Genomic DNA, 24,548 nt, shown 5'->3' on the forward strand with positions numbered 1-24,548 from the left:
ATCGTGATAGGTAATCCCGCGAGGGTGCTTTTCCCGTTTCGATCCGCCAACGATTAGTTTCGCCAATGCTCTATCCATCTAATCGCGTATCTACGGAATTATTATACAACGTCAACCGCCTTTGCCTATGTATAACCGGAGGACAGCCGCTTTTACCCACTTGAGTCTGCTCCTCGCTGCGTATCCCCAGCCAGTCGGTCACCGCTCCGCCAGGCAAGGATCCTGACCCTTTCTGACCGACTTTGCTTCGCGTTTTTCTTTTCCTGGTTTTCCAGGTTATCCCGACGTCTGCTTTTCAGCTTACGTCCCATTGTCTTTTTGCCCTTTTTGTCTGGTTGTTCCTGTTTGTACCCAACACATTACGTAAAAAAGTTTCAACTGTAATCTAATCCAACTTATGAAGAACTCTACTCTCCCGGGGGTGCAAAAGAGTCGCACCTTCAGACGGCAGCAGGCAGGCTACACGGGCCTCCGCTACCTGTCGTTGCTGATTGCCGTCCTCTTCGGCATGCAGCAGGCGATGGCCCAGTATACGGCGGCGACCTGTAATACGCTTACGCCGATTGTGAACCCGACATTCGGCAACCTGACCGTCACGTCGAGCCAGTTGATTGGAGATCAGTTCTCCAACAAAGCGCGTGTCATTGACAGCGACCTCACGAACACATCCAGCTTTTCGTTCATCATTGGCGGTTCTGCCTGGCTGGAAGTGAAAGACAACAATGCGACTTCCACTAACGTATACCCGGCAGGAAGTTTTGCTGGATTCGTCGTGAGCGACAATACACTGCTTTCGGTGCTGGGTACTCTGACCATTACCACGTATCTCGGCGGAACGCAACAGGAAACCCAGTCTTCGGCGGGTCTGTTGTCTACCGGGCTTCTGGCAGGGCAATCGAAAGTCGGGTTCTATACCACCAAGACGTTTGACCGGATCCGCCTGAGCTATTCCGCGCTGGGCGCCGGAACGATCAGCGTCTATTACGCTGTCCTTCAGCGTTACTGCGCAGGACCGGCATTGGCCTGTAACACAGCTACCTACCTCAACAACCCCACCTATGGCGCGCACATCAACCCGGATCGTACGGGCTTCAGCGGCGTATCAGTGGGTACGATGAGTGATCTCGATAATATCACGAGCTCCAGTACATCTGACTTTGCCACCGTCGCACTCAACGTAGGGCTGCTGGCATCAGCGAACGTATCGGTAGTCGATCCGACGACGGATTACGACGCGGGTCTCTTCGCCGGTTTCGAAATTGAAAACGCTGGGCTGCTCAACGTAGGTGTTCTTTCCAACTTTGTCATCACCACCTATAAGGATGGCGTTCTGCAGGAAGCTTCCAACACCGGCGGCAATACACTCGCATCGGTTGGCGTACTCAGCGCCTCGGGTCGTCAGAAAATCGGCTTCATCACCACGAAGCAATTTGACGAAGTCCGCCTGACAATCAACCAGCCGGTCAGCCTCAACCTCGGCAGCACCCAGGTATATGGCCTGATAGTCCAGAAATTCTGCGCAGGCGCTGCGCTGGCCTGCAATACGCCGACCAAGGTAGTTGAAGGCACTTTCCCGGTTATTGTTGACGCAGGTCAGTCCGGTATCGGTGGCGCCGCTTGTGTGGGCTGCTCGGTGTCAGGAGCGAACAACGTCATCGACGCCGACCAGACGAACTTCGCCACGATTACGTTGACCGGCGGCGTCGCCGTGAGCGGTGCGATTGCTGTGAAAGACGTCGTAACCGACTACCCTGCCGGCACGTTTGTCGGATTTGACATTGCCCGCCCGAGCCTCCTCGGCATCGGCGTCCTGGATGGCCTGTCTATAGTTACGTATAAAGACGGCGTACAAGTGGAATCCATCAACTCCACAAGCCTCGCTGCAGTGGGCAGTTCCGTACTCGCCGGCAACGGCAGAAGAACGGTAGGCTTCCTGGCCTCGCAGCCGTTTGACGAAGCAAAACTCGTCGTTACGCAAACCATTGGCGTTACCCTCGGTACCACGACGGTTTACGGCGCGGTTCTCCAGAAATTCTGCGTGCCGACTACTCCGCTCGCCTGCAACACGCTGACGACAGTCACCAACCCGAATTTCCCGGTTTATGTAGACGGCGCCCAGTCAGGTACGGATGGAGTTGCCTGCGTTGCCTGTAGCCTCAATAACTCGCAAAACGCAGTAGATGCCGATGCGACCAACTACGCGACAATGGTACTTGCTGCCGGCGTAGCTGCTTCCGGTACATTCGCTGTGGCCAACGCCCTCGAAACCTATCCGGCCAATACCTTCGCCGGATTTGACATCGAGTCGGCCACGCTGCTGTCACTCGGTGTAATCGGTTCCACCGCTACTATTCAGCTGTATAACAATGGCACGCTGGTACAAACCGGAACGGGCAACGCCCTGATCGTCGGCGCTTCTACTTCGCTGCTGACGGGCGTGACACGGCAGACGGTGGGTATCGTAGGCACAGTTCCGTTCGACGAAGTGAAGATCTCCTTCAACCAGACGGTAGGAGCCGACCTCGGCAACATCAAAATCTACGGCGCCGTGTTCGAGAAAACCTGTGCCGGCACCATTGCCTGCAACGGTACCTATTACCTCAACACACCTGACTTCCCGGCTGTTATCAACGGCGCCAACACCGGCTTCACCGGCGTTGCCTGCGCAGCCTGTACGATTCAGGATGCCTGGAACGTGGTATCTGCCAGCACGACGGACTTCGCCCGTATCACCAACACGGCCGGCGGTCTTTCACAAGGTTCCATTTCTGTCCTGAACGCGGTAGACACCTACCCCATCGGAACGTTTGCCGGTTTCACCATCAAGAAGAACTCGTTCCTCATAGCGGCGGATCTCCTCCCCTACGTAACGGTGACGACCTACCTCGACGGCGTACAACAGGAATCGAAGAATGCAGGTAACCTCCTCGATCTGTCGGTTCTGGTACAGATCTTCGGTAACAACGGAGACTTCTTCAATGTCGGTTTTGCAGCTACCAAGCCGTTTGACGAAATCAAACTGAGCGTAGGCTCGCTTGTCGGTGCCCTGGCTTCCTTCGTTGATGTCTACGGCGCATTTGTGGATACCCGCTCTGTTGTAGGCGGCGTGCTGGGTTGCGTGAGCAACATCATCAAGCCTGATTTCGCTGTTTCGAACAAAAACACGGCGGTAACAGGCGATGTCCATACGAACGACGCAGTACCGGCCGGAACTACGTACGGCCAGCCTGCTGCTCCGACTTCCAGCCCTGCAGGTTCTACCCCGACGCTGACGGTCAACTCCGACGGCACCTTCACCTTCCAGAGCTCGACTCCGGGTGTGTATGTATACGACGTGCCGGTCTGCGTACCCGGCCAGGCAGCTCCCTGCCCAACGTCTCCGCTGACGATCACGGTCATTGACCCGGCAGTAAATACCAACAAACCGGTTGTAAACCCGGATGCAGTTACCATCAAGGGCGCCGCTTCCAACCCGGCAGCCGTTACCATTGATGTCAAAGCCAACGACGGCCCCGGCAACAACGGCGGCACGCTCGGTACTCCGACGATCACGACACCTGCCACCAGCGGTACGGTTTCCATTGTAGGCGGCAAGGCCGTTTACACGCCGAATGCAGGATTCTCCGGCAAAGACACCTTCGTGTATCAGGTTTGCGAAACTCCGGGCGGACTCTGCCAGACGGCAACCGTTACGGTGATCGTTCTCGATCCGGGTGCCGCCAACACGACTTCGGCAACGGATGACTATGTCGCAACGAACAAGAACGCAGCCGTTTCGGGCAACGTGAAGACCAACGATTACGATCCGGAAGGCAACAACCAGACGGTCAACTTCGCAGTGACGTCTGTTGTAGGCAAGGGCTCTCTCACCTTCGGTGCAGACGGCAGCTTCACCTTCACACCGGCCGCCGGCTTCACAGGTCCGGTTGACTTCACTTACACAACCACGGATGACGGAACGCCTGCGGCTTCGGCTTCCGGTACGTTGCATTTGCTGGTGAGAGATCTGGTGTCTGACTTTACGCCGAACATCCTGATTGATGGTCTCAACTTCGGTCCTTCGACCGTCGGAGTTCCCCGTGATTTCATCGTCAATATTGCTGAGATCAACCACGTTGCTTCAACCGGTAACATCAAGTTCCGGATTCAGAAACTTTCGGCCTTTGACATCACCTACTCCACATCAAGCGGCAATTCCAACGTACTCGGAGGAGTAGCCAATTCCAATGGAGACTGGACCTTCACCGAAGACGCCGGATACATCACCGTTGAGACCTCTACAGGCATCCCTGCTTTTGGAAATAAGGTAGTCGGTTTCAAGATTACCCGTAAGACAGGTATCGGTGTAAACACAATCCAGAACATCAACGTGACCTTGTTCCCGTCTACGGGAGGCGAATCCAACTTCCCCAACAACATTGCTGTCACGGCTGTTACCACCAACTAATCCAGAGGTCTGGCTCCGGTATATTGCCGGAGTCAGGCCCTCGGCTAAAACGTTTATTTTATGAAAAAGATACTAGCACTTTTTCTCGCAACCTTCGCCTCACAGGCAGCTTTTGCTCAAGCGGATCCGGGGGTTAATATCAATGCTACTCCGTCGACTTTCAATGTCGGAGCGACTACCACCTTTCAAGTTGATATCAGCAACGGAGGGAATCTGGATATTTCACAAGGCTGCTTGGTTGTTACGGTTTCCGTTCCTTCTGGCGTAGCAACCATAACCGGCCTTGGCCCAGGCAGCAATTCTGCATGGACATCGACTATCCTTGACGGCGGAGCCACAATCCGACTGGTCAATGCAAACGGAGCATTTCCGGCTTTCTCTGCCTTGCAAACAGTTTTCGTAACGGCTACAGGAGCAGCTGCATCCGGCGGAGCCCTTAATGTATCGGCCAACATCAGCTACAGTCTTTCCGGTGGATGCTCGGCTGCAGGAAACCTGTCGACTACGAACGACAACTCCTCTACCAGTATTACCGTCAACGAAGCCCCCACCCCCGTCACCATTGCTTCCTTTACCGCGAAAGCCGTCGGAACCAATGCACAACTCGACTGGGTGACGTCTTCGGAGCGCAACAACGCTTTCTTCGACATCCAGCACTCGACCGATCTCAAGGTATTTGAGTCGGTCGGAAAGATTGCCGGAAAAGGCACGACCAGCGCGCGCAACACGTATACCTTCACGCACTTCAACCCGGACCCCGCGGTGATTCACTATTACCGGCTTCGCCAGGTGGACAACGACGGTACTTATGCCGATCAGCCGGTAAAGTCGGTCCAGTTTGATTCCTACGTCGGCATTGCCCTCAAGGCACACGCCGATCCGGGTCGTAACGTGCGGGTATTTGTGGATTACGGCGACGACAATCTCTCCTCTGCAGCCACGGTTTCGCTCCTGGATGTAACGGGTCAGAAGGTCGGCACCCGGAGTATTCAGCTCGTGAAAGGACGCAATACCGTTGACTTCGCCTCAGGTTCACTCGCCTCCGGCGTGTACCTGGTACGGCTGGAAAACCCGTCCAAAAACACATCTGTCCGAATCGTTCTACCTTAACGATACCCTGTCTAGCAAGTCGGGCCGCTCCTTGGGGAGCGGCCTTTTTTTGTCTTCATCCCGGAAATGGACAATCCGAAGATCGCTTTTCACTTGATCCGGAAGGCGGGGTATACGTACCGGTTTTTTCTGACATTTTCCGCAGACAGCGGTCTAACAGCCCTCAAAAGCGTTCCCTATCTTTGTTCTAGTAAAATTCCCCGGTCTGTCGCCAACCATATCCGGGACCTCTCTACCTTAAAAAACCACAATTCAGTAGTTCCTTCTGTTTCCCGGAGGCTGCGTCGTTTTGACCGGCTTTCAGGTGCTTTAACACCACACCAGTAAAACGTATCTGTTTCTGTGCCGACGGGCCGCGCACCACCGCGATCCATCGGAAATGGTCTAACGCACTTGTTATCCGCATACCCCCGCCAAGGGTATGGACGCACCGCTATGAAACGTCTTCTCTTCCTTGTCCACCTGACGGGGACGGCTCTATGGTCGTGCCTTACGTCAACTACCGCGCAGGCGCAGTCCGCCGTTGTGCTGCGCGGAACCGTCCGGGATGCTCAGACGGGCGTCCCGATTCCGGGTGTGGCGGTCGCTATCCGCGAAACCCGCGGAGGTACGCTGACCGATACTACCGGCGCCTATTTCCTTTCCTTTTCGAAAGGAGGCGAATACCATATTTCGTATAGTTCGATAGGTTACCAAACCGCAACCATCCGGGTGCGACCGGGAGCAGGTACTGCGGTGCATATGAACCTGAAAACGGCCCCTGCGCATCTCCAGGAAGTGATCGTTACCGGGCAGTCGGGGGCTTCGTCCCGGGTGTCGGAGACCGTACAGATGTCGGGCCTCTCGATCCCCATGCAGCAGATCCGGGAAATCCCGAGCGTGCTGGGTGAAAAGGATGTACTCAAAGCTCTCCAGCTCATGCCCGGCGTCCAGAAAAGCGCTGAAGGCACTACCGGCTTGTATGTCCGGGGAGGCGGGCCGGATCAGAACCTGGTGCTGCTTGACGGTATCCCGATCTACCATACTTCCCACCTTTTCGGGTTTTTCTCGCTTTTCAACGGAGATGCCATTCAGTCGGTCAACCTCATGAAAGGCGGATTTCCGGCGCGGTTCGGAGGGCGGCTTTCCTCCGTCATCGAAATGCAGATGCGCGAAGGTGATTTTCAGCGGTTCCGGATGGAAGGAGGTATCGGCCTGATCTCAAGCCGTCTTTCCCTCGAAACCCCGATTCAGAAAGGCAAGTCTTCGTTTCTGTTCTCCGCCCGGCGGACCTATGCCGACCTGGCCATCCGCCCGTTTCTTTCCGGCATGGAAGAGCGGAACGGGTACTTCTACGACCTCAACGGCAAGCTCAGCTTCCACCTCGGCCCCAAAGACAAACTAACCCTGAGCGGCTACTGGGGAAACGACTACTTCAAGTATGCGACCGAAGGTACCATCAGCAGGGAGAGGGGACACTTTGTCTGGGGAAACGGTGTCGGTGGACTACGCTGGACGCATGCCTTCCGGCCGTCGTTTCTGTCGACCGTATCCCTCCTTTTCACGCATTACCATTCCGCCGCCGATCTCGAACGAAACGTTATTTCCGACAACAACAAGAAGGTCAAATACTTCCTGCACAATGAATCGACGATCTACGACTACACTGCAAAAGCCGATTTCCAATGGCTGCCCGGCACCCGCCACCAGCTTCAGGCCGGCTTTCAGCTAACGTCGCATCAGTTTAATCCCAGCAGCGTCACCAGTACAAATGAATACGGGTTGAAACCGCCGTCGCGCGCATCTGCGCAACTCGACAGCTGGGAAGGCGCCGCCTACATCGAAGATACCTACCAGCCGACGACCCGTTTGCGCATCAATGCCGGACTGCGCTACAGTGCCTTCCGCAGCAAAAAGAAATATTACTTCCAGCCGGAGCCACGTCTTTCGCTGGCCTACCAGTTTCCGGGAAACTGGGCCGTCAAGGCGTCATACGCATCGATGAACCAGTACATTCATTTGCTGTCGAATTCGGGTATCGGATTGCCGACAGACCTCTGGATACCATCGACCGACCGTACTCCACCCCAGCGCTCCCAGCAGGTGGCACTCGGGCTGGCAAAGGACTTGCGGCCCGGAATCGCCGTGACCCTGGAAGGTTTCTACAAGCGCATGGAGCAGATGGTTGCCTACAGGGAGGGTGCCAGCTCGCTGAGCTATGACGACACCGGCAAGTGGGAAGACCAGCTTACCTATGGCCGTGGCTGGAGCTATGGGGCCGAATTTCTCCTGCAGAAGAAAACCGGCAAGCTGACCGGATGGCTGGGATACACCCTTTCCTGGACCCGCCAGCAGTTTGACGAACTCAACTTCGGCCGGGAATTCTGGGCGAGGTATGACCGGCGACACGATATTTCCCTCGTCGGCATTTACCATGTCACTCCCCGGCTGACACTCTCTGCAACGTGGGTTTATGGCACCAATCAGGCCTTCACACTTCCCCGCGGACAGTACTGGATTCAGGGAACACCGGCGCTTACCCTCCTCGGGGACGCGAAAGATTACTACACCGGTCGTGTGTTTCAGGAATACGGCAACCGCAACAGCTTCCGGACGGCACCCTTCCATCACCTGGATCTGGGTATCCAGTTTCGCAAAGCAAAAGGCCGGTTCGAACGTACCTGGGAAATCTCCGTATACAACGTGTATAACCGGCAGAATCCTTCCTTTTACTACTTCGACACGGTTAATACATCGACTGAGGCCGGCGTCAAAAACTACCAGAATAAGCTGAAGCAAGTCACTCTGTTCCCCATTCTGCCAAGTGTCTCGTACGGATTCCGTTTCTAACCCAGCAATACAATGAAAACACGGTACATACTTCCGCTACTCCTGTCGATGACTTCCTGCATCCAGGAACTTGATGGCATCCTCATCGATAATACGCCCAAACTGGTAGTGGAATGCTACCTCAATCCGGCCGAGCCGGAAATCACGGTAACAGTCAACCGCAACCGGGGCATCCAGGGAGACGGCAGCGGCGATAAATCAACCATCAATCCGGTGAAAAATGCGTCCGTTACACTCTCCTATGCAACCCAGGCAGTAAGTCTTGTCAATGAAAGTACCTCCAATCTCTACCGCATACAGGCTTCGAAATTCCGGCTGGTACCCGGCAGAAGCTACACGCTGAAGGTAAGCGCCCCGGGCCTGCCGGCTATCCGCGCGGTGTGTACCATACCCCGGCCCGTCGGATCATTGACCAATAAGGACGCCGGCGTCAGTTTTATTGCCGTCGATTCTTCCCGCAGTTCCTATCAGGCATACCGCCGCCGGACGCTCTCCTGGACCAAATCCCAAACAACGCTGCCCGATTATTACCTCGTCGGATATGGGCAGGGGACACCGTATGCCTTCAACAACGGCCGGAAGGACACGGCCATCGTGGTCCTGCGGGATACGCGGGTACTTTCGTTTCTGAAGGATACTCGCCAGGCCGGCAGCTATACCAGTTCTCCGCTTGACTACTACATCGGAACGGCCAAAAAGCCTGCCGAGGCCTCGCTGATCCGGAAGCCTTCCATGTATTCTTTCGTGTATCATACCGACGAAAACTATTACCGCTTTTTTGAGTCGATCAAGTCGCAGCGGGAGGTCGGCGATAATCCGTTTGCCGAAGCAGTCCCGGTTTATACCAATATCGGGGGCGGGCTGGGGGTCTTCGGCGCCTGCGTGATCCAGGTGAAAGAACTTCGTTAACGCAGGCACTCTCCGTTGGACAGGAACGGCCCGGTTTCCGGCGCCGTTCCTGCTCATTTTCGGGCAGTTAGCTTATTTTCTTTTTCATAGGCGAGCCCTATCTCTCAAGCGATTATTTAGAATAACTCAAGAAAAAATTAAAGCAACAGGCCATAAAAAGCTGATAATAAGACCACTACATAAGTAAATATTTTGTTGATTTTTGCTTGGAATTTCCACGACTTCTCTAAATTTGTCGCCAAGGACAATAGAAACAGTACCACCGCACCTCCAGAAGCTTTATCGTTGATGACACTTGTCTCCCGTTTTCGGACGGGCTTGATTCGTTTGTGACCTGCTCGAACGAATGACATAAAAGCTTTGATTCGTATGAAACGTTTTCTTTACTCACTTGTAATCCTGATCGGATGTTCGGTGTCTGCCATTGCCCAGACAAAGGTGGTGGATGTGATGAACCTCGTCTTTTTACCGGCCAGTGTGAAAGTAGGATCGTCGTCGACGGCCTCTTTTACCCTTGCCAATAACGGCACGGCAGATATCGTTTCACCGATTCTTTTCGTCACTATCTCCTTCCCGGAATCTTACCGGCCCGACCCGTCTTCCATTGCCGCTATTTCACCGGAAACGGGGATTTCGAAGAAATTTGACTGGGCGTACGACGCCTCTTTCAACACCCTGCAGGGAACATTCAAGACCGGGCAGAAAATCGCCGCGAAGGAGAGCGGACAGATCAATGTCATCGTCAAAGGCGTGTCGCCCAACAAGGACGAGAGCGTCGCCACAACCAATATCAGCCTCATGTATATCGGCGATGGGATCACCAGCAACTCACCCACCGCCTCCGCTCCGTTTGCTGTCACGGATGTAAACACACCGGTGTCGCTCATCTCGTTCACAGCAAAGCCGTCGCTCAGCAGTATCCGCCTGGACTGGGCGACGGCACACGAGCAAACCAACGCTTATTTTGAAGTATTGCATTCGACCAACGCCCGGGACTTCGAGTCCATCGGCGTGGTGCAGGGGAACGGAACGACGGCATCCAAATCAGTCTATTCCTTCACGGACAGCTACCCGGATCCGTCCAGTGTGCATTACTATCGCCTGAAGCAGGTCGACCTGGATGGCGCCTTTACCTATACCTATGTGCGCTCGGTCAAACTCGACGGGTACATTGGCATCCAGTTAAAAGCCTTTCCGCAGGTCAACCGGAACATCCGGGTCCAGGTGGAATATGGCGACATGAACCTTTCCGGAACCGGCAGCCTGTCGCTTTACGACCTGACCGGCCGGAAAATAGGTTCACAGGACCTGTCCCTTCAAAAAGGAAAAAATCATGTTGATTTTGATACCGCCACCCTTCATCCGGGTATTTACCTCGTCAGATTAGAACACAACGATCAACCTTCAACGGTGAAAGTAGTTTTACCCTGATTACAGTTGTATGAACATGTTCCCGCTTTCGGCTTTCCGGAAGCGGGATTTTTTGCTTTCAGGGCTTTCTGTTGTGAAAAAAGTACGCTGTCTCCTTCGCTTATATTCGACGGAATATGCATCTTTGAACAACGGATGGATGCTGATTGAAAGAAGGAAAGCTCTTTGACCGCAGCCTTTTTCCAGTGCCTATCCAGTCGTTCCATTCTCGCTGACGGGCATTCCGCCCCCGCTCCGGCAGCAGAACTGAACCTGACTTGCCCGCCAGCAAATCACCCTCGTCCCGATTTTCCAGATGGCGTTTTGAGCGCCCGACCTGCTACGCAGCCACCTGCCGGCCGGATATCCACTCCCCAGGGGTTGGTTTTCCTGCCTGCCGGAAACTGTTCCGATATTACCCACTCTCCTTTCAACTTACGGGGGCCGTCCTTTTGGGCGGCTTTCTTTTTGTACCTTCGTTGTCCATTCCATTGCCCTGTCATGAACCAGCTCTTTCCTGTTTTTCTGAAATTGGAACACCTCCACGTATTGCTGGTAGGCGGCGGAAACGTCGGACTTGAAAAACTCACCGCACTGCTGGCCAACAGCCCCGAAGCCCGCGTCACAGTCGTGGCGACGTATTTCCTTCCGGAGATGCAGCAACTGGCCTCCGATCGCGTCCTGCTGCACGAGCGGGCGTTTCAGTGGGAGGATCTGGACGAAAAGGACCTGGTTATCCTCGCGACAGACGACCGCGCGCTGCATGCCGCTATCTGCGAAAAGACACGCCGTATGCGATTGTTAACGAATGTTGCCGATACGCCGGATCTCTGTGACTTCTACCTCAGTAGCGTCGTTCGGAAAGGAGACCTGAAAATCGCCATCTCTACCAACGGCAAATCGCCGACCGTTGCGAAACGGCTGCGCGAGTTTCTGACAGACGTTATCCCGGACAATATTCAGGATATCCTGGATAACCTGACCGTTATCCGGAACCGGATACAAGGGGATTTTAAGGAGAAAGTAGACCAGCTGAATAAACTGACAGAGGGGCTGATCCACAAAAAACCGGAATAGCCTCAGTTTTTCGTATAGTGCTGATAGACAGCCAGCGCTACACGGGCGATGGTCTCTTCACGGTCTTTCAGCCCTGCGGAAGAATCCGATACAAATACCGTAACAGCCACATGGCCGCCGCCGGGCAGGGTAATCACGCCGGCATCGTTCGTGGCAGCAGCTATGCCTTTTTCATTCGTGGAAGAGGTTCCGGTCTTGTGAACGACAGGTGTTCCCGCGGGCAGGCGTCCCTTCAACCGCGCCGAACCGGTAGGCGTATCCAGCATCCATTTCCGCAACCGCTCCGTCGACGCCGTGCCAAGTATCTTTCCCGTGAAAAACCGGACGAGCAGGTCATTCATTGTCTTTGGTTCGCACCAGTTGGTATACTGGACGTTCCAGCCCGTCGCCATTTGTGCTTCTGTTGCTTTCACCGAAATGCCGGTAAGACCGAGCTTGCGGAGGTATTTTTCCAGCTTATCGGGCCCGCCGAGTTCGCGGAAAAGCAGGTCACAGGCGATGTTGTCACTCAACGAAACCGAATAGCGGAGCAATTCAGCTATGGTAATGTCCACATTTCCGTTGGGATAGGCCTCCCGAAGCGGGCTATACGTCGGAACCAGATCATTGGGCAGTACGCGTACTGTTTTATCGAGAGACAGCCGTCCCTTGTCGGCAAGATCCAGTATAGCCAGTGCCAGGGGAAATTTGAAGACGCTCTGCATCGGAAAGTGCTCACGCCCGCGAACGGAGAGGGTATCTCCCGTTTCGAGTTGGGTTACGGCAATACCCGTAACGCCTCTTGACGCCTCGGCAATCCGTACCAGTTCAGTCCGCAGCGAGGCAGATTGTGCAGTCGCAGCAACCGAAGCGATCATGCATAGAGCGGTCAGCCACGCGCGTGGTGTCATAGTTCTACCCGTCGCTGGAATTCTTCTTTCAGGCGGCCGTCGTGTGTGACAACGACCAGACTCGCTCCCAATTCACCCGACCGCTGTTTGAGCAGCTCCACTACCTGATGGCAGTTTTCGTCGTCCAGGCTGGAGGTAGGTTCATCCGCCAGGATTACTTTGGGTTCGTTCACCAGCGCACGGGCAATACCGACGCGTTGCTGTTCTCCAAGACTCAGCTGATGGGTTTTCTTATGAAGGTGTTCCTGAAACCCGAGGCTTTCGGCCAGTTGGCGCGCTTTCGCCGGCTCCTGCTTCCGACCGCCCAGGTAGTTGGCCATCAGCAGGTTATCCAGTACGGACAGGGAATGGACAAAATGCGGACGCTGGTAGATCAGTCCGATATGGCCGGCGCGGAAACGGGCGGCTTCGGCTGCCGACAGGCCGGCAATCGCCTGATCGGCAACGGTAATTTCTCCGGATTGCGGCTGAAGCAGAAGGGCAAGCAGGTGCAGGAAAGTCGTTTTTCCTCTGCCGGAGCGGCCAAGAATCAGCAGGGTATCCCGGTCCGGGCAGTGAATATCCGGAAAACGGAATTGTTTGTCCGGATGATAGGCAAAAGTCAGGTCCCTCGTCTGTATCATCGCATTGCAAAAAAAACTTCCCGAAAGTCCGAGAACTTTCGGGAAGTAGCAACAAACGTCCTAAGCTTTTTTCTCTTCGACGGCGATACGGACCAGTTCGACCGTGTTTTTCACCTTGGTTTTCCGGAGCATATTCGCCCGGTGGTTGGTGACGGTCCGGATGCTGAGGCCGAGTTTCTCGGCGATTTCCCGGCTGTTCAGTCCTTCGGCAATCATGCTCAGGATCTGGCGTTCTTTCCGGGACAGTTTGCTGAGCGGGCTGTCGTCTCCGCCCCGGCTCGCCGCCCGTCCGCGGCTGCGGCCGAGAAGGGCGTCGACAAAGACAGAGGAGATGGTCGGCGGGAAGTATTTTTCCCCCTGGGATACTTTCTGCAGCGCGAGCAGGATTTCTTCCTTGGTCGTATCCTTGAGCAGGTATCCGGAGGCACCGCTTTCCACCGATTTCAGGATATAGTCCTGGTTATTATGCATACTGAAAATCAGCGACTTAACAGACGAATACTGCTGAGCGATCGTCTTGGCTGCCTCGATTCCCGATACATTCGGCATGGTGATGTCGAGCATCACGACGTCCGGTTTGGTTTCGGGAATCCGGTCGATAGCTTCCTGTCCGTCGGCGGCTTCGCCGACAATCTCGACGGAATCCTCGTCTTCCAGAAGCATTCGAATCCCCTTCCTGACAACGGCATGGTCATCTGCGACCAATACTCTAATTTTTCCCATTCTTTCTGTAAGCGGTTTCGTGAAAGGAATAACACTTCACACGACAGGCGACTTGGTGTAAAATGTATGATAGCCCAAAGTAACGAAACAGAATTACATGATTAGTAAATATCACATCCTTTTTTAAGAAAATAACGAAAACTACATTGGTAAGGATGCACTAATCTCAGTTCCCTCCCCGGTTTTGGACAATATCTGAAGCTTTCCCCCCAATAATTCGGCACGTACCTGCATATTTCGGAGCCCTGAGCCGATCAGAGACCCTTTTCTTGCCTTTAACTTCTTCAGGTCAAACCCTTTGCCGTCGTCGTGAATCCGGAGCCGGACCCTGTCTTTCTCCTGTATCAGGCTCACTTCGACATATTGAGCTTTCGCATGTTTCAGGCAATTATTAAGTGCTTCCTGAGTAATCCGATACAGTCCGATACCTGCATTTTCGGGAATACGTTTCCGGCCCGGCCGGGACTTGAATTCCACTTCGATACCCGAGTCCCGGGCGGCCCGCTCACACAGAATCCGGATGGCTGCTTCGACGCCGAAATCATACAGCACACTCGGCATCAGGTTGAAGGACACCTGCCGGGTAGATTCAATGGTTTCGACGATCAGCTGGCGAAGTTCTTCGTAGTTCCGGCGCTGCCGTTCACTCGAAAACGGAACATCCTGCAACTGCTCGATATGCAGGCGGATACCCGTCAGCATCTGGCCGATACCATCGTGCAATTCCCGGGCCAGCCGCTTCCGCTCCTCCTCCTGCCCTTCAAGCAGGGACGAGGCCCTTACCCGGGCTTCATGGCGCTGCATTTCCAGTTTTTCTTCGGTCGACTGCATGAGTGCTTCCTGAGCTTCCCTCAGGTACTGATTGACAATCTGCAACTGGTCGTTGGCCTGTTTCTGACTGGCTTCCGACTGGGTAATGGCCCGAAACATCTCACCGGTATACTCGACAACGGGTCGGAAAATAAATACCCCTTCAATAAACAACACCACAAACGTCAGTACCGCGAGCATAAACTCGATGTTTTTCACGCGGTCGACGCGCTTCTGCGTCTCAAAATCAAACTGAAACACGATGTTGTCCATCGTTTCCAGAAAAGCTCTTTCATTCCCCAGAATCACGGAAAGCGCTTCCGGCATGCCTTGTCCGCCTTTTTCCACCACCTCAAATGCCTTGTACATCAGGTTAAAATGTACTTCCAGGCGAACGAACATCGAATCCAGCGGTGCGCTTTTCTTCACCTGAATGACCTTTTTCCCGGTCAATGTTCCGTTCCGGAGCCCTTCGTGGCTTTCCTTCCAGAGGCGGAGCTGCTCGGCGAAATCCTTCCGGTAAGACTCCGTGTCCTTAAACCGGTCGGGGTACGCCAGGAGCACCGAGCGCTTCGTCAGCAACTGGGAGAGCATGCGCTGCCGCCCGGCGATGTTGACGATGTGAGCGTCGTCGAGCAGGTCACTCAGCGAACGCTGAATCAGAATTTGCCCGGCCAGCGTAAAAATGGCCACGGCCGACAGACAAAACACATATAACCGGGTAAGGCCCTGGGTTACTTTCCATTCTGTCTGTTGTCGTACGTGCTGCTCCATCCGGCAAATTTAGACCCTATTTCAAGCCTGCGAAGCGTTTCCCGGACTTTCACAGCCCAATCCACACGGTCCCCTCCTCTACTTTTACCGGATACGTCCGGATAGTATACGCTTCATCCCCCAGGCAAAGGCCACTCTCCAGTGAAAAAGTTTTTTTATGAAACGGGCAGGCCACCTTCGGCTCGCCGGATTTCGAGCCGATCATACCCCGGCTGAGGGCCATCTGCCGCTTGTGCGGGCATTCGTTCTGGGTGGCGTACCACTGGTTGCGCCGGGCGAAATAATAGATGGCGATTTGCTCTCCTTCAATCAGGGCGCAGGCTCCTCCATCGGCCGGAACATCCTCTACCGAACAGGCGGGATGCCAGGTCAACATTTTATTGCTCATGTTTTCGGGAAAAAAGTAGTATTAACCGACGCGGTTCCAGTCTTCCGCCTTGATTTGCCCGCGGAGGGATTCAAACCGGACTTCCGGATCTTTCTTTTCGGGGGCATTCACGAAATGGACGAAGCGCTTCCGCAATTCAGGCGTTTCCACTACTTCCTTCCATTCGCATTTGTACTGGCCGATGAGCTGCTCCATCTCCGCTTCCAGCTCGGCGCCGATACCGAGGGAATCTTCCACCACGACCGACTTCAGGTAAGCCATACCGCCGTCCATCTTGTCGAGCCAGGTAGCAGTCCGGGTCAGGGGATCTGCCGTTTTGATATAGAACATCAGGAACCGGTCGAGGTACCGGATCAGGGTGCGGTCGTCGATATCCGCTGCCAGCAGCTGCGCGTGTTTGGGTTTGGAGCCGCCGTTGCCGCAGACATACAGGTTCCAGCCTTTTTCGGTCGCGATGACCCCGAAGTCTTTCGATTGCGCCTCCGCGCATTCGCGGATACATCCGGATACCCCGCCTTTCAGCTTGTGCGGCGCGCGGATGCCTTTGTAGCGGTCTTCGATTTCGATGGCAAAAGACACCGAATCGTGCAGACCAAACCGGCACCAGGTACTTCCGACGCAGGATTTTACCGTACGAAGGGCCTTGCCATAGGCATGACCGCTTTCGAAACCGGCCGCGATCAACTCTTCCCAGATAACCGGAAGATCCGAAACGTGGGCGCCGAAGAGGTCGATCCGCTGACCGCCGGTGATTTTTGTATACAGGCCGTATTTCTGCGCCACCTGCCCAAGTACGATGAGCTTTTCCGGAGTAATCTCCCCGCCGGGAATACGCGGCACGACGGAATAGGTACCGCCCCGCTGGATATTAGCCAGGAACCGGTCGTTCGAATCCTGCGCCACGGCATTTCCTTTCTCGAGAATCATGTCGTTCCAGAGACTGGCCAGGATCGACGAAACAACAGGCTTGCAGACTTCGCAACCGTCTCCCTCCCCATAGGCGCTCAGGGCTTCGTCATACGTCCTGATTCCGCGGATTTTGACCAGGTCAAACAGTTCCTGACGCGTATAGGAAAAGTGTTCGCAAACCGTATTCCGGACGTACATCCCCTTCTGTTTCTGCACGCCCTGGATGATATCCTTCACCATCGGTACGCAGCCGCCGCAGCCGCTGCCGGCACCGGTGCATTTTTTGATGCCTTCGAAGGTCGTAATATTGTTTTCGCCTGCTTCGTGGCAGATCGCGCCCTTTGTCACGGCCTCGCAGGAGCAGATCAGGGCTTCGTCGGGCAGTGACATGACACCCGTCCCTGTATCGGCGCTTCCGCCCCGGCTGCCGAGCATGAGGTCTTCCGGGTCGGGGGGCAGGACGGTCAGGTTTTTGACCGTCTGCAGCAGCATGTTGTATTGATCGGCATCGCCGACGAGGATGCCTCCGAGAAGATGCCTGCCGTCGGTCGACACGTTCATGCGCTTGTAAACGCCTTTTGCCGTGTCTTCGTAAATGATCGTCCGGCAATCATTCGTAAACGGATCACCGAAACTCGCCACATCGACCCCGATGAGCTTGAGCTTGGTACTCATGTCGAACGGCAGGAAGGTTTTATCGCCTCCGCACAGGTTGGCGGCTACCACCTCCGCCATTTCGTATCCCGGTGCGACCAGCCCATAAATCATGTGGTGGGCCAGGGCGCATTCACCGATGGCGAAGATAGACCGGTCAGAGGTTTGCAGGCGATCGTTCACCACGATACCTCCGCGGGACCCGACCTCCAGGCCCGACAGCTTCGCTATTTCGTCCCTCGGTTTGATTCCGGCGGAGATAACAAGCAGATCAACATCGAGGTGAGAGCCGTCGACAAAATCCATCCGCCGGATGGCGTCGTCTCCCGCAATTTCCTGGGTGTTTTTCGAAAGATGAATCTGCAACCCAAGGCTTTCGAGCTTGTGTTTGAGGATGTCGGAGCCAGCCTGATCGATCTGCCGGGGCATGAGCCGCGGGGCAAATTCGATGACGTGCGTTTCCTCCAGGCCCAGATCGAGCAGGGCCTTGGCGGCTTCCAACCCGAGCAATCCGCCGCCGATGACCGCTCCTTTCCGGGCGCCGCGGGCGTAATACCGGATCAGGTTGAGGTCTTCGAGCGTGCGGTAGACGAACACTCCCTCTTTTTCCACGCCGGGAATAGCCGGCACGAAGGCGCCGGAGCCCGTCGCCAGTACGAGGTAGTCGTACGGCACCACAACGCCGTGATGCGAGCGAACCGTTTTTGCCTCCCGGTCGATATCCACCACGGGATCCGACAGGTACAGCGTAATGCCGTTTTCGGCATACCAGCTCAGCGGCGCCATCGAGAGGTCGTCGGCCGATTTTCCTTCAAAAAAAGAAGAGAGATGCACACGGTCGTATGCAGGCCGGGGTTCTTCCCCGAAGACCGTTACGTCAAAAGCCGCCGATCTGGCGAGAAGCTTTTCGCAGAATTTGTACCCGACCATGCCGTTGCCTACGACAACCACCCGGGTCCTTCCAGTCATTTCCATAACCTTGTCTGATAAAACCTTGATTCTTCCGGAATATGTAACGGATCAACGGAGAAGGATCCGGCTCTTTTACTCATCCGGCTGCGCCCCCACGCACCCGAAAAAAGAACCGGTTCCCCGAAAATCCACATATAAGTAGCTAGATGTTAGTACTTACATGATTCAAATATAAAGCAGTAGTTGTATTATACACAAGAAAATTCCGAAAAAATAAAATACTTCAGAATTTTAACAGAAAAATAGATAAAAACTCAAAATAATACATACTTTTGATAAACGAATCATCCGATTCAATAATAAGTAAAAATACTCATATATGAATCCCAAACTGAGTCTGGTGGGGGCCGGACCCGGTGACGCGGAGCTCATCACGGTAAAAGGCATCCGGGCCCTTCAATTGGCCGACATTGTTTTATACGATGCCCTGAGCGCTGCGACGCTGCTGGATTACGTCCCCGAACACGCACCTACCCTGTATGTCGGCAAGCGCGCCGGCCGCCACAGCTACACGCAGGAACAAATCAACGACCTCATCGTCGACTCCGCCTTCCGGTACGGACACGTGGTCCGGCTGAAAGGCGGCGACCCGTTTGTATTCGGCCGTGGAAACGAAGAGCTGGCTGCCGCCCGCGCCTTCGGGATTCCGTGCGACGTCATTCCGGGGGTTTCCAGTTGTATTTCCGTTCCTGCCCTGCAGGGTATTCCGGTAACGACCCGGGGTATTTCCGATAGTTTCTGGGTGCTGACCGGCACGACCAAAAACCATGAACTCAGCCCGGATATCGCACTCGCGGCCCGGTCTGAAGCCACGGTTATCATCCTCATGGGTCTCCGGAAAATCCGGGAAATCAAAACCCTGTTTCAGGAAGCGGAAAAAGGCCGCACGCCGGTCGCCATTATCCGTGACGGATCGACCGCCCGGGAAAAATTGTACACCGGTATCGTGGATACGTTGCCGGACGAGCCGCTCCCCGGCTCCGGCCCCGGCGTGATCATCATCGGGGAGGTCGTCGCCTTGAGTCCTCACTTCGCTATCGAAAAGGCTTCTGCTTTTCTCCATACGCCCTGATCGGCCGGAAGGTCGCTTTCCACTTCCCGGAAAGCGACCTTCGGACTGCTGCAAACCGGGCATTCATAGGTCTCTTCCAGTACGTCGAACGGCACGCCTGGCCCGATTCCGTTCGCTTCGTCTCCGAAAACCGGATCATAAATCGTCAGGCATTCGGCACATTCATGAACATGGCGCACAGAAGCTACCGGCGCTTCCGGTACAAGCGGCTCTTCGGGTTCCTTCCAGGTGAGCGACGAATACCGGCGGCATAACCGTTCCAGCTGAACCGCCACGTGTATCTTCCACAATCCCGATTCAAACAGTTGGTACTTCCGGGAATTCGGGTTGAACTCTTCGGTATGCCAGATGTCGTACCGGTAGAGAAACGCCCAGCCGGCAATTGCGAAGAGCGGCCGCTTCCGGACGAGTACGGAGCCGAATACTTCGGATCTCGGCCGGGTCTGGATACCAAAGCATAGTCCGAACGTGCGGGTATCGTTGCGTTCGAAAACGGCGAGAATGCGTTTTTTAAGACGGGCGCCTTCGTCGGAATCGTCCTCCGTCTGCCAGCATAGTTCATTGGCGGCATGCCGGACGTTGATGGCATGCCGCCCGAGTACATGGCTCCAGGCTTCCCGATCGCTTTCCTGTATATTCTTAATAATCAGTGATTTCCAGGGCGTCAGGCAGATTTGCCCTACTTTGGTCCGCAGGCACAGCCGGCAGATATCGAGCAGAAAGCGTATCGAGAAATACTCGTCCCGGCGGTAAATACCCAGCCAGGTTTTGTTGCCATACCGGTTGAAGCCTTCGTAGTACGGCAGCATGAACTTCGGCAGTACCAGCTCTTCCCGGATGGGCTGGCTGATCCACGCGTCGCCGGCAGCTTCGAGCAGGGCGTCTCCTGTCAAGGCTTCTTCGCCGATCATCGCCTCTTCCAGGCGGCGGCTCAGCTGGGCGATCTCATTGGAATAGATCAGTACCGGCCAGCGGAAAATATCATTACGCCGGCGAAAACGAACATAGAGGTACCAGAACTGCTCCGTTGGTGAAGCAATGAAATTCAGGTTTCCCGTAAAAAACGGCGTAAAGCTCTGGCGATTATCTGAAATATTGATTTTCAACCGATTAGGACCTATTTGCTCGAACAGATCCTGGTAGACAGATTCCGTCAGCCAGGAGGTCGGGCCGAATACGTCTGCGCCGCAGTAGGAACTGATGAGGTTCGGATATTGATCGGTCTGGGTTTCGAAAGAACAGCCGGTTTGCTGCAACGCCGCTTCCAGCTCCCGCACCGACTCATGGTGCGCGACCAGTATCAGCTGCTGCCGCTGCCCGAAACGGACGTCGCGGACGCCCGCCTTCCAAGCCGCGCCCAGTATCTCCTGCAATACCCCGGGCGAGACGACGCCTCCCCACAAATTGACCTTGATCGTGTAGTAATCGCGCTGCATGGCTGTTCAGGATGTTTGTACCTTTTCCAGAATGGCTCGTACTTCCGGCCGGCAGGACCCGCAACCGGTGCCGGCGCCGGTCGTCTTGCAGAGTTCGGTAAAATCGTGGCACCCGCCGCGAATCACCTTTTCGAGGTTTCCTTCGCCGACGTTGTTGCAGCTGCAAATCAGCTTGCCGCTGACCGGATCGGCCGTTTTGCCGCTTCGGAGCAGTTCCAGGCGTCTGTCAGACAACTCGGTTCCGTTGGCAATCAGCTCCCGGAATTCCAGAAACTCATTTTTGTCTCCGATGAGAATCGCGCCGACGAGCCGGTCGCGGTGCACCAGGCATTTCTTGTAGTAGCGCTTTGCCTTGTCGATAAAGACAATTTCTTCATAGGAGGTATCGGGCGCCTGGGTAATCCCCATCGACACCAGGTGCAACCCTTCCATTTTCAGGATATTAACCGATAAACTGCCCTTATAGGGCCTGGTCAGGTCTCCGGCGATGTAACGGGCGGCCGCCTCTGCCTGCTGTTCGGCGGCGACGGTAATCCCCCACATCTGCCCGCGCCACTGGGCTATTTCGCCGATGGCGAAAATGGCAGGGTCAGATGTTTGCAGGTAGTCGTTGACGACGACGCCCCGGTTCATTTCCAGGCCGCAGTCCTGTGCCAGCTGGTGATTGGGTACGGTGCCGATGGCGGCGATAACGACTTCACAATCCACCCGACGACCGGAAGCAAGCCGAACGCCCTCCAGCTTTTCGGTTCCATAAAACGACTTGACTTCTTCGTTGAAAAATACCTCGCAACCCCGGTCCTGGATTTCCTGGGCCAGCAGTTCGCAACCCAGGGCATCGAGCTGCCGGTCCATAAAACGACTGCTGCGCTGCACAATCGTCACATCCACTTTCAGCTCCCGGAACGCAGCCGCCAGTTCCAGGCCGAGCAATCCCCCGCCGATGACGACCGCTCTCGGCGGGCGCCCCTCTTTCGGCGTCAGAAACGGCAGCAGGGTATCGGCGTCCAGGCGGCTCCGCATCGGAAAAATACCGGGCAGCTTCGGAAAATGAGCCGGCACAAACGCCTGGCTTCCGGCGGCCATGATGAGGCGGTCGTAGGCATGAATCTCTCCGCGGGAGTCGGTTACGGTTTTCTTTTCCCGATCGACAGAAACAATGGAAACACCTTTATGTACCTCAATACCAAGGGCTTCGAACTGGTCTTCCCGTAATTTCACCAGTTGCTCCCAGGTCTGCGCACCCATGATATAGTCGGGCAGCATGACGCGGTTGTAGAAGGGATATATCTCCCGGGAGAATACTGAAATTTCGTCGTCAGTATTCAACTGACGATAGGCCTGTACAAACCCCAGACCGGCTGAACCGGCTCCGATTACGATGATCTTTTCTTTGGGTTTGACGTAGCGTACTACCTCGACGGCGGTAAACTTGAAATCCGGCTCCTTCGATTTCGGGTCGAAGAGCGGATTAGTCAGGTTATTGGTGCGGTTCAGCACATCGCCGCCGATTTTGCCGAAGTGCATCGGCAGGAAGCAGACGCCGGGGCGTACTTCGTCGGTAATCCGGGCTTTGGCGCGGACCTGCCCCCGACGGCCGGAAACAACGACCACCGTACCCTCGGTTATTCCACGCTCCGCAGCATCGTCCGGATGGATATCCAGAAAGGGTTCGCTGATGTGCTGAAGCAGTTTATTGACTTTTCCGGACCGCGTCATGGTATGCCACTGGTCGCGGATACGCCCGGTGGTGAGGATAAGCGGGTAGTCCGGACTCAGGGGTTCTGAGGTGTTTTCATCCGGAACGCCGACCAGCCGTGCCCGGCCGCCCGGCGTCGGAAAGCGGTGATCGGTGAAAAGCCGCGGCGTACCTTCGCCGTTACGGAAGGGCCATTGTATCGACCTTCTTTCCTTCAGAATGGCATAGGAAAGGCCGGAAATATCGCATTCCGTTCCGGCCGTCGTTTTTACATGCTCTGCATAGATATCGGCAGGGCTTTCGTAGGAAAATGCTTCTCCCCAGCCCATCCGTCCCGCAAAATCCAGGATAATCTCAGCATCGGCGCGGGCCTCTCCCGGCGGGTCGAGTACTTTCGGGAGATGGGTAATGCGCCGTTCGGAATTGGTCATTGTCCCTTCCTTTTCCAGCCAGGTAGCGGCAGGGAGAACGATATCGGCATAAGCGAGGGTATCCGACCGGCTGGAAACATCCTGCACCACCACCAGCCGGGCCTTTTGCAATGCCCTGGCTACACGGTCGGAATCCGGCAGGCTTACCATCGGGTTGGTACAGACGATCCAGATGGCTTTCATGCGGCCGTCGAGCAGGGCGTCGACCATCTCCGTCGCCGTCAGTCCGGGATTCGGATTGATAGGTACCGGCGCCTGCCAGAAGCGTTCGATCTCCGCGCGATGGCCGGCGTTGCCCAGGTCCCGGTGCGCCGGAAGCAGGTTGGCCAGGCCGCCTACTTCCCGCCCGCCCATGGCATTCGGCTGGCCGGTCAGGGAAAATGGTCCGTTTCCCGGCTTGCCGATGCGCCCGGTCAGGAGGTTGAGGGCGATCAGCGAGACATTTTTGTTGACGCCGATGACGGACTGGTTCAGCCCCATCGTCCACAACGTCATAAAACCACGGGAAGCATGGATATACCGGGCCGCGAGACGCAGGTCTTCTTCCGGAAGCCCGCAGGCATCAGCAGCTTCCGCTACGGTCCGCCGGAACGCCGCTTCCCGGAAGGTATCGAAACCTTCGGTATGGTCGTGGATAAAGTCCCGGTCGATCCATCCGTTTTCAATCAGGATACGTGCCAGAGCCAGGTACAGGGTCACATCGGTACCGGGCCGCAGCGGCAGGTGCAGATCGGCGACGGAGGCTGTTTGCGTACGTCGCGGATCGACAACGATGATCTTCACCTCGGGATTCCGCTGCTTGTTGGCCTCCATGCGCCGCCAGATAACCGGATGCGCCCAGGCGGCGTTCGAGCCCGCTACGAAAAAGCAATCGGCGATATCCAGGTCTTCGTAGCTGACCGGCACGGAATCTTCCCCAAGGGTCATTTTGTAGCCCACAACCGCCGAGGACATACACAGGCGGGAGTTGGTATCGATGTTGTTCGACCCGACAAACCCTTTCATCAGTTTATTGATGACGTAGTACTCCTCCGTCAGGCATTGCCCGGAAATGTAAAAACCGACCGAATCCGGACCGTACTGCCCGATCAACCTATTGAATATGCGGGCAGTACGGTCAAGGGCATTCTCCCAGGAAACCCGCTGCATCGGCATGGACCTGTTCATCCTCATCTGCGGATAGAGAAGACGGTCGCTGTCGTCCATCGCCGTATAATGCAGGTTCATGCCCTTCGAGCAGAGCATTCCTTTGCTCGACGGATGCGTTTCGTCGCCCCGCACATGCAAAGCGCCGTTCCCCTTGTCGGTGAGGACAATACCACACCCGACCCCGCAGTAGCAGCAGGTGGTTTTGTGTTCGGTTTCGTTCGGACGGCGCGACATAG

General features: G+C 55.3%; 15 protein-coding genes. 7 read left to right on the plus strand and 8 right to left on the minus strand.

Features of this window, described 5'->3' with window-relative positions:
* Positions 1-397 precede the first annotated feature (397 nt).
* The 6 genes from BLR09_RS12370 (at position 398) to BLR09_RS12405 (ending at position 11,782) form a co-directional block, all read left to right on the plus strand.
* On the plus strand, positions 398-4,447 hold the full coding sequence (locus BLR09_RS12370) for a beta strand repeat-containing protein (RefSeq protein ID WP_093202359.1): 4,050 nt from the start codon (positions 398-400) through the stop codon (positions 4,445-4,447).
* A gap of 60 nt (positions 4,448-4,507) precedes the next feature.
* Positions 4,508-5,557, plus strand: a complete 1,050-nt coding sequence (locus BLR09_RS12375; protein WP_093202361.1) for a T9SS type A sorting domain-containing protein — start codon at positions 4,508-4,510, stop codon at positions 5,555-5,557.
* A 435-nt stretch (positions 5,558-5,992) separates the two neighbouring features.
* On the plus strand, positions 5,993-8,386 hold the full coding sequence (locus BLR09_RS12385; RefSeq protein WP_093202367.1) for a TonB-dependent receptor: 2,394 nt from the start codon (positions 5,993-5,995) through the stop codon (positions 8,384-8,386).
* Between the two features lie 12 nt (positions 8,387-8,398).
* Entirely contained in the window at positions 8,399-9,295 is an 897-nt protein-coding gene (locus BLR09_RS12390; RefSeq protein ID WP_093202369.1) for a DUF4249 domain-containing protein, read from the plus strand.
* Between the two features lie 369 nt (positions 9,296-9,664).
* On the plus strand, positions 9,665-10,726 hold the full coding sequence (locus BLR09_RS12400; RefSeq protein WP_093202374.1) for a T9SS type A sorting domain-containing protein: 1,062 nt from the start codon (positions 9,665-9,667) through the stop codon (positions 10,724-10,726).
* A 480-nt stretch (positions 10,727-11,206) separates the two neighbouring features.
* Positions 11,207-11,782, plus strand: coding sequence for a precorrin-2 dehydrogenase/sirohydrochlorin ferrochelatase family protein (locus BLR09_RS12405; RefSeq protein WP_093202377.1), 576 nt, complete (start codon positions 11,207-11,209; stop codon positions 11,780-11,782).
* A gap of 2 nt (positions 11,783-11,784) precedes the next feature.
* Here the strand turns inward: BLR09_RS12405 and bla are convergent, their stop codons facing one another.
* From bla to nirB, 6 genes are all read right to left on the minus strand, one after another.
* Positions 11,785-12,672, minus strand: coding sequence for a class A beta-lactamase (bla, locus tag BLR09_RS12410; protein ID WP_093202380.1), 888 nt, complete (start codon positions 12,670-12,672; stop codon positions 11,785-11,787).
* Positions 12,669-13,295 carry an ABC transporter ATP-binding protein gene (locus BLR09_RS12415; protein WP_093202383.1) on the minus strand — a complete coding sequence of 209 codons (627 nt, stop codon included), beginning with the start codon at positions 13,293-13,295 and terminating at the stop codon, positions 12,669-12,671. The genes bla and BLR09_RS12415 overlap by 4 nt, the downstream gene beginning before the upstream one ends.
* A 60-nt stretch (positions 13,296-13,355) precedes the next feature.
* On the minus strand, positions 13,356-14,018 hold the full coding sequence (locus tag BLR09_RS12420) for a response regulator transcription factor (RefSeq protein WP_093202385.1): 663 nt from the start codon (positions 14,016-14,018) through the stop codon (positions 13,356-13,358).
* A 141-nt stretch (positions 14,019-14,159) separates the two neighbouring features.
* Positions 14,160-15,602: an ATP-binding protein gene (locus BLR09_RS12425; protein WP_093202388.1), complete on the minus strand. Its 1,443-nt coding sequence runs from the start codon at positions 15,600-15,602 to the stop codon at positions 14,160-14,162.
* A gap of 49 nt (positions 15,603-15,651) precedes the next feature.
* Positions 15,652-15,978 (minus strand): nitrite reductase small subunit NirD, encoded by a 327-nt coding sequence (nirD, locus tag BLR09_RS12430; protein ID WP_245689919.1) that lies wholly within the window; start codon positions 15,976-15,978, stop codon positions 15,652-15,654.
* A 33-nt stretch (positions 15,979-16,011) separates the two neighbouring features.
* A complete protein-coding gene (nirB, locus tag BLR09_RS12435; RefSeq protein ID WP_093202901.1) occupies positions 16,012-18,522 on the minus strand; it encodes a nitrite reductase large subunit NirB in 2,511 nt (836 codons plus the stop codon).
* A gap of 322 nt (positions 18,523-18,844) precedes the next feature.
* Between nirB and cobA the strand changes: the two genes are divergently transcribed.
* Positions 18,845-19,597 (plus strand): uroporphyrinogen-III C-methyltransferase, encoded by a 753-nt coding sequence (gene cobA / locus BLR09_RS12440; protein ID WP_093202393.1) that lies wholly within the window; start codon positions 18,845-18,847, stop codon positions 19,595-19,597.
* Here the strand turns inward: cobA and BLR09_RS12445 are convergent.
* Both BLR09_RS12445 and BLR09_RS12450 read right to left on the minus strand, forming a co-directional pair.
* Positions 19,552-21,033, minus strand: a complete 1,482-nt coding sequence (locus BLR09_RS12445) for a rubredoxin (RefSeq protein ID WP_093202395.1) — start codon at positions 21,031-21,033, stop codon at positions 19,552-19,554. The two genes, cobA and BLR09_RS12445, sit on opposite strands and share 46 nt — an antisense overlap.
* Positions 21,034-21,039: 6 nt before the next feature.
* Entirely contained in the window at positions 21,040-24,546 is a 3,507-nt protein-coding gene (locus tag BLR09_RS12450; RefSeq protein ID WP_093202398.1) for a nitrate reductase, read from the minus strand.
* Positions 24,547-24,548 lie beyond the last annotated feature (2 nt).

Source organism: Siphonobacter aquaeclarae, assembly GCF_900103285.1.
Classification (GTDB): domain Bacteria; phylum Bacteroidota; class Bacteroidia; order Cytophagales; family Spirosomataceae; genus Siphonobacter; species Siphonobacter aquaeclarae.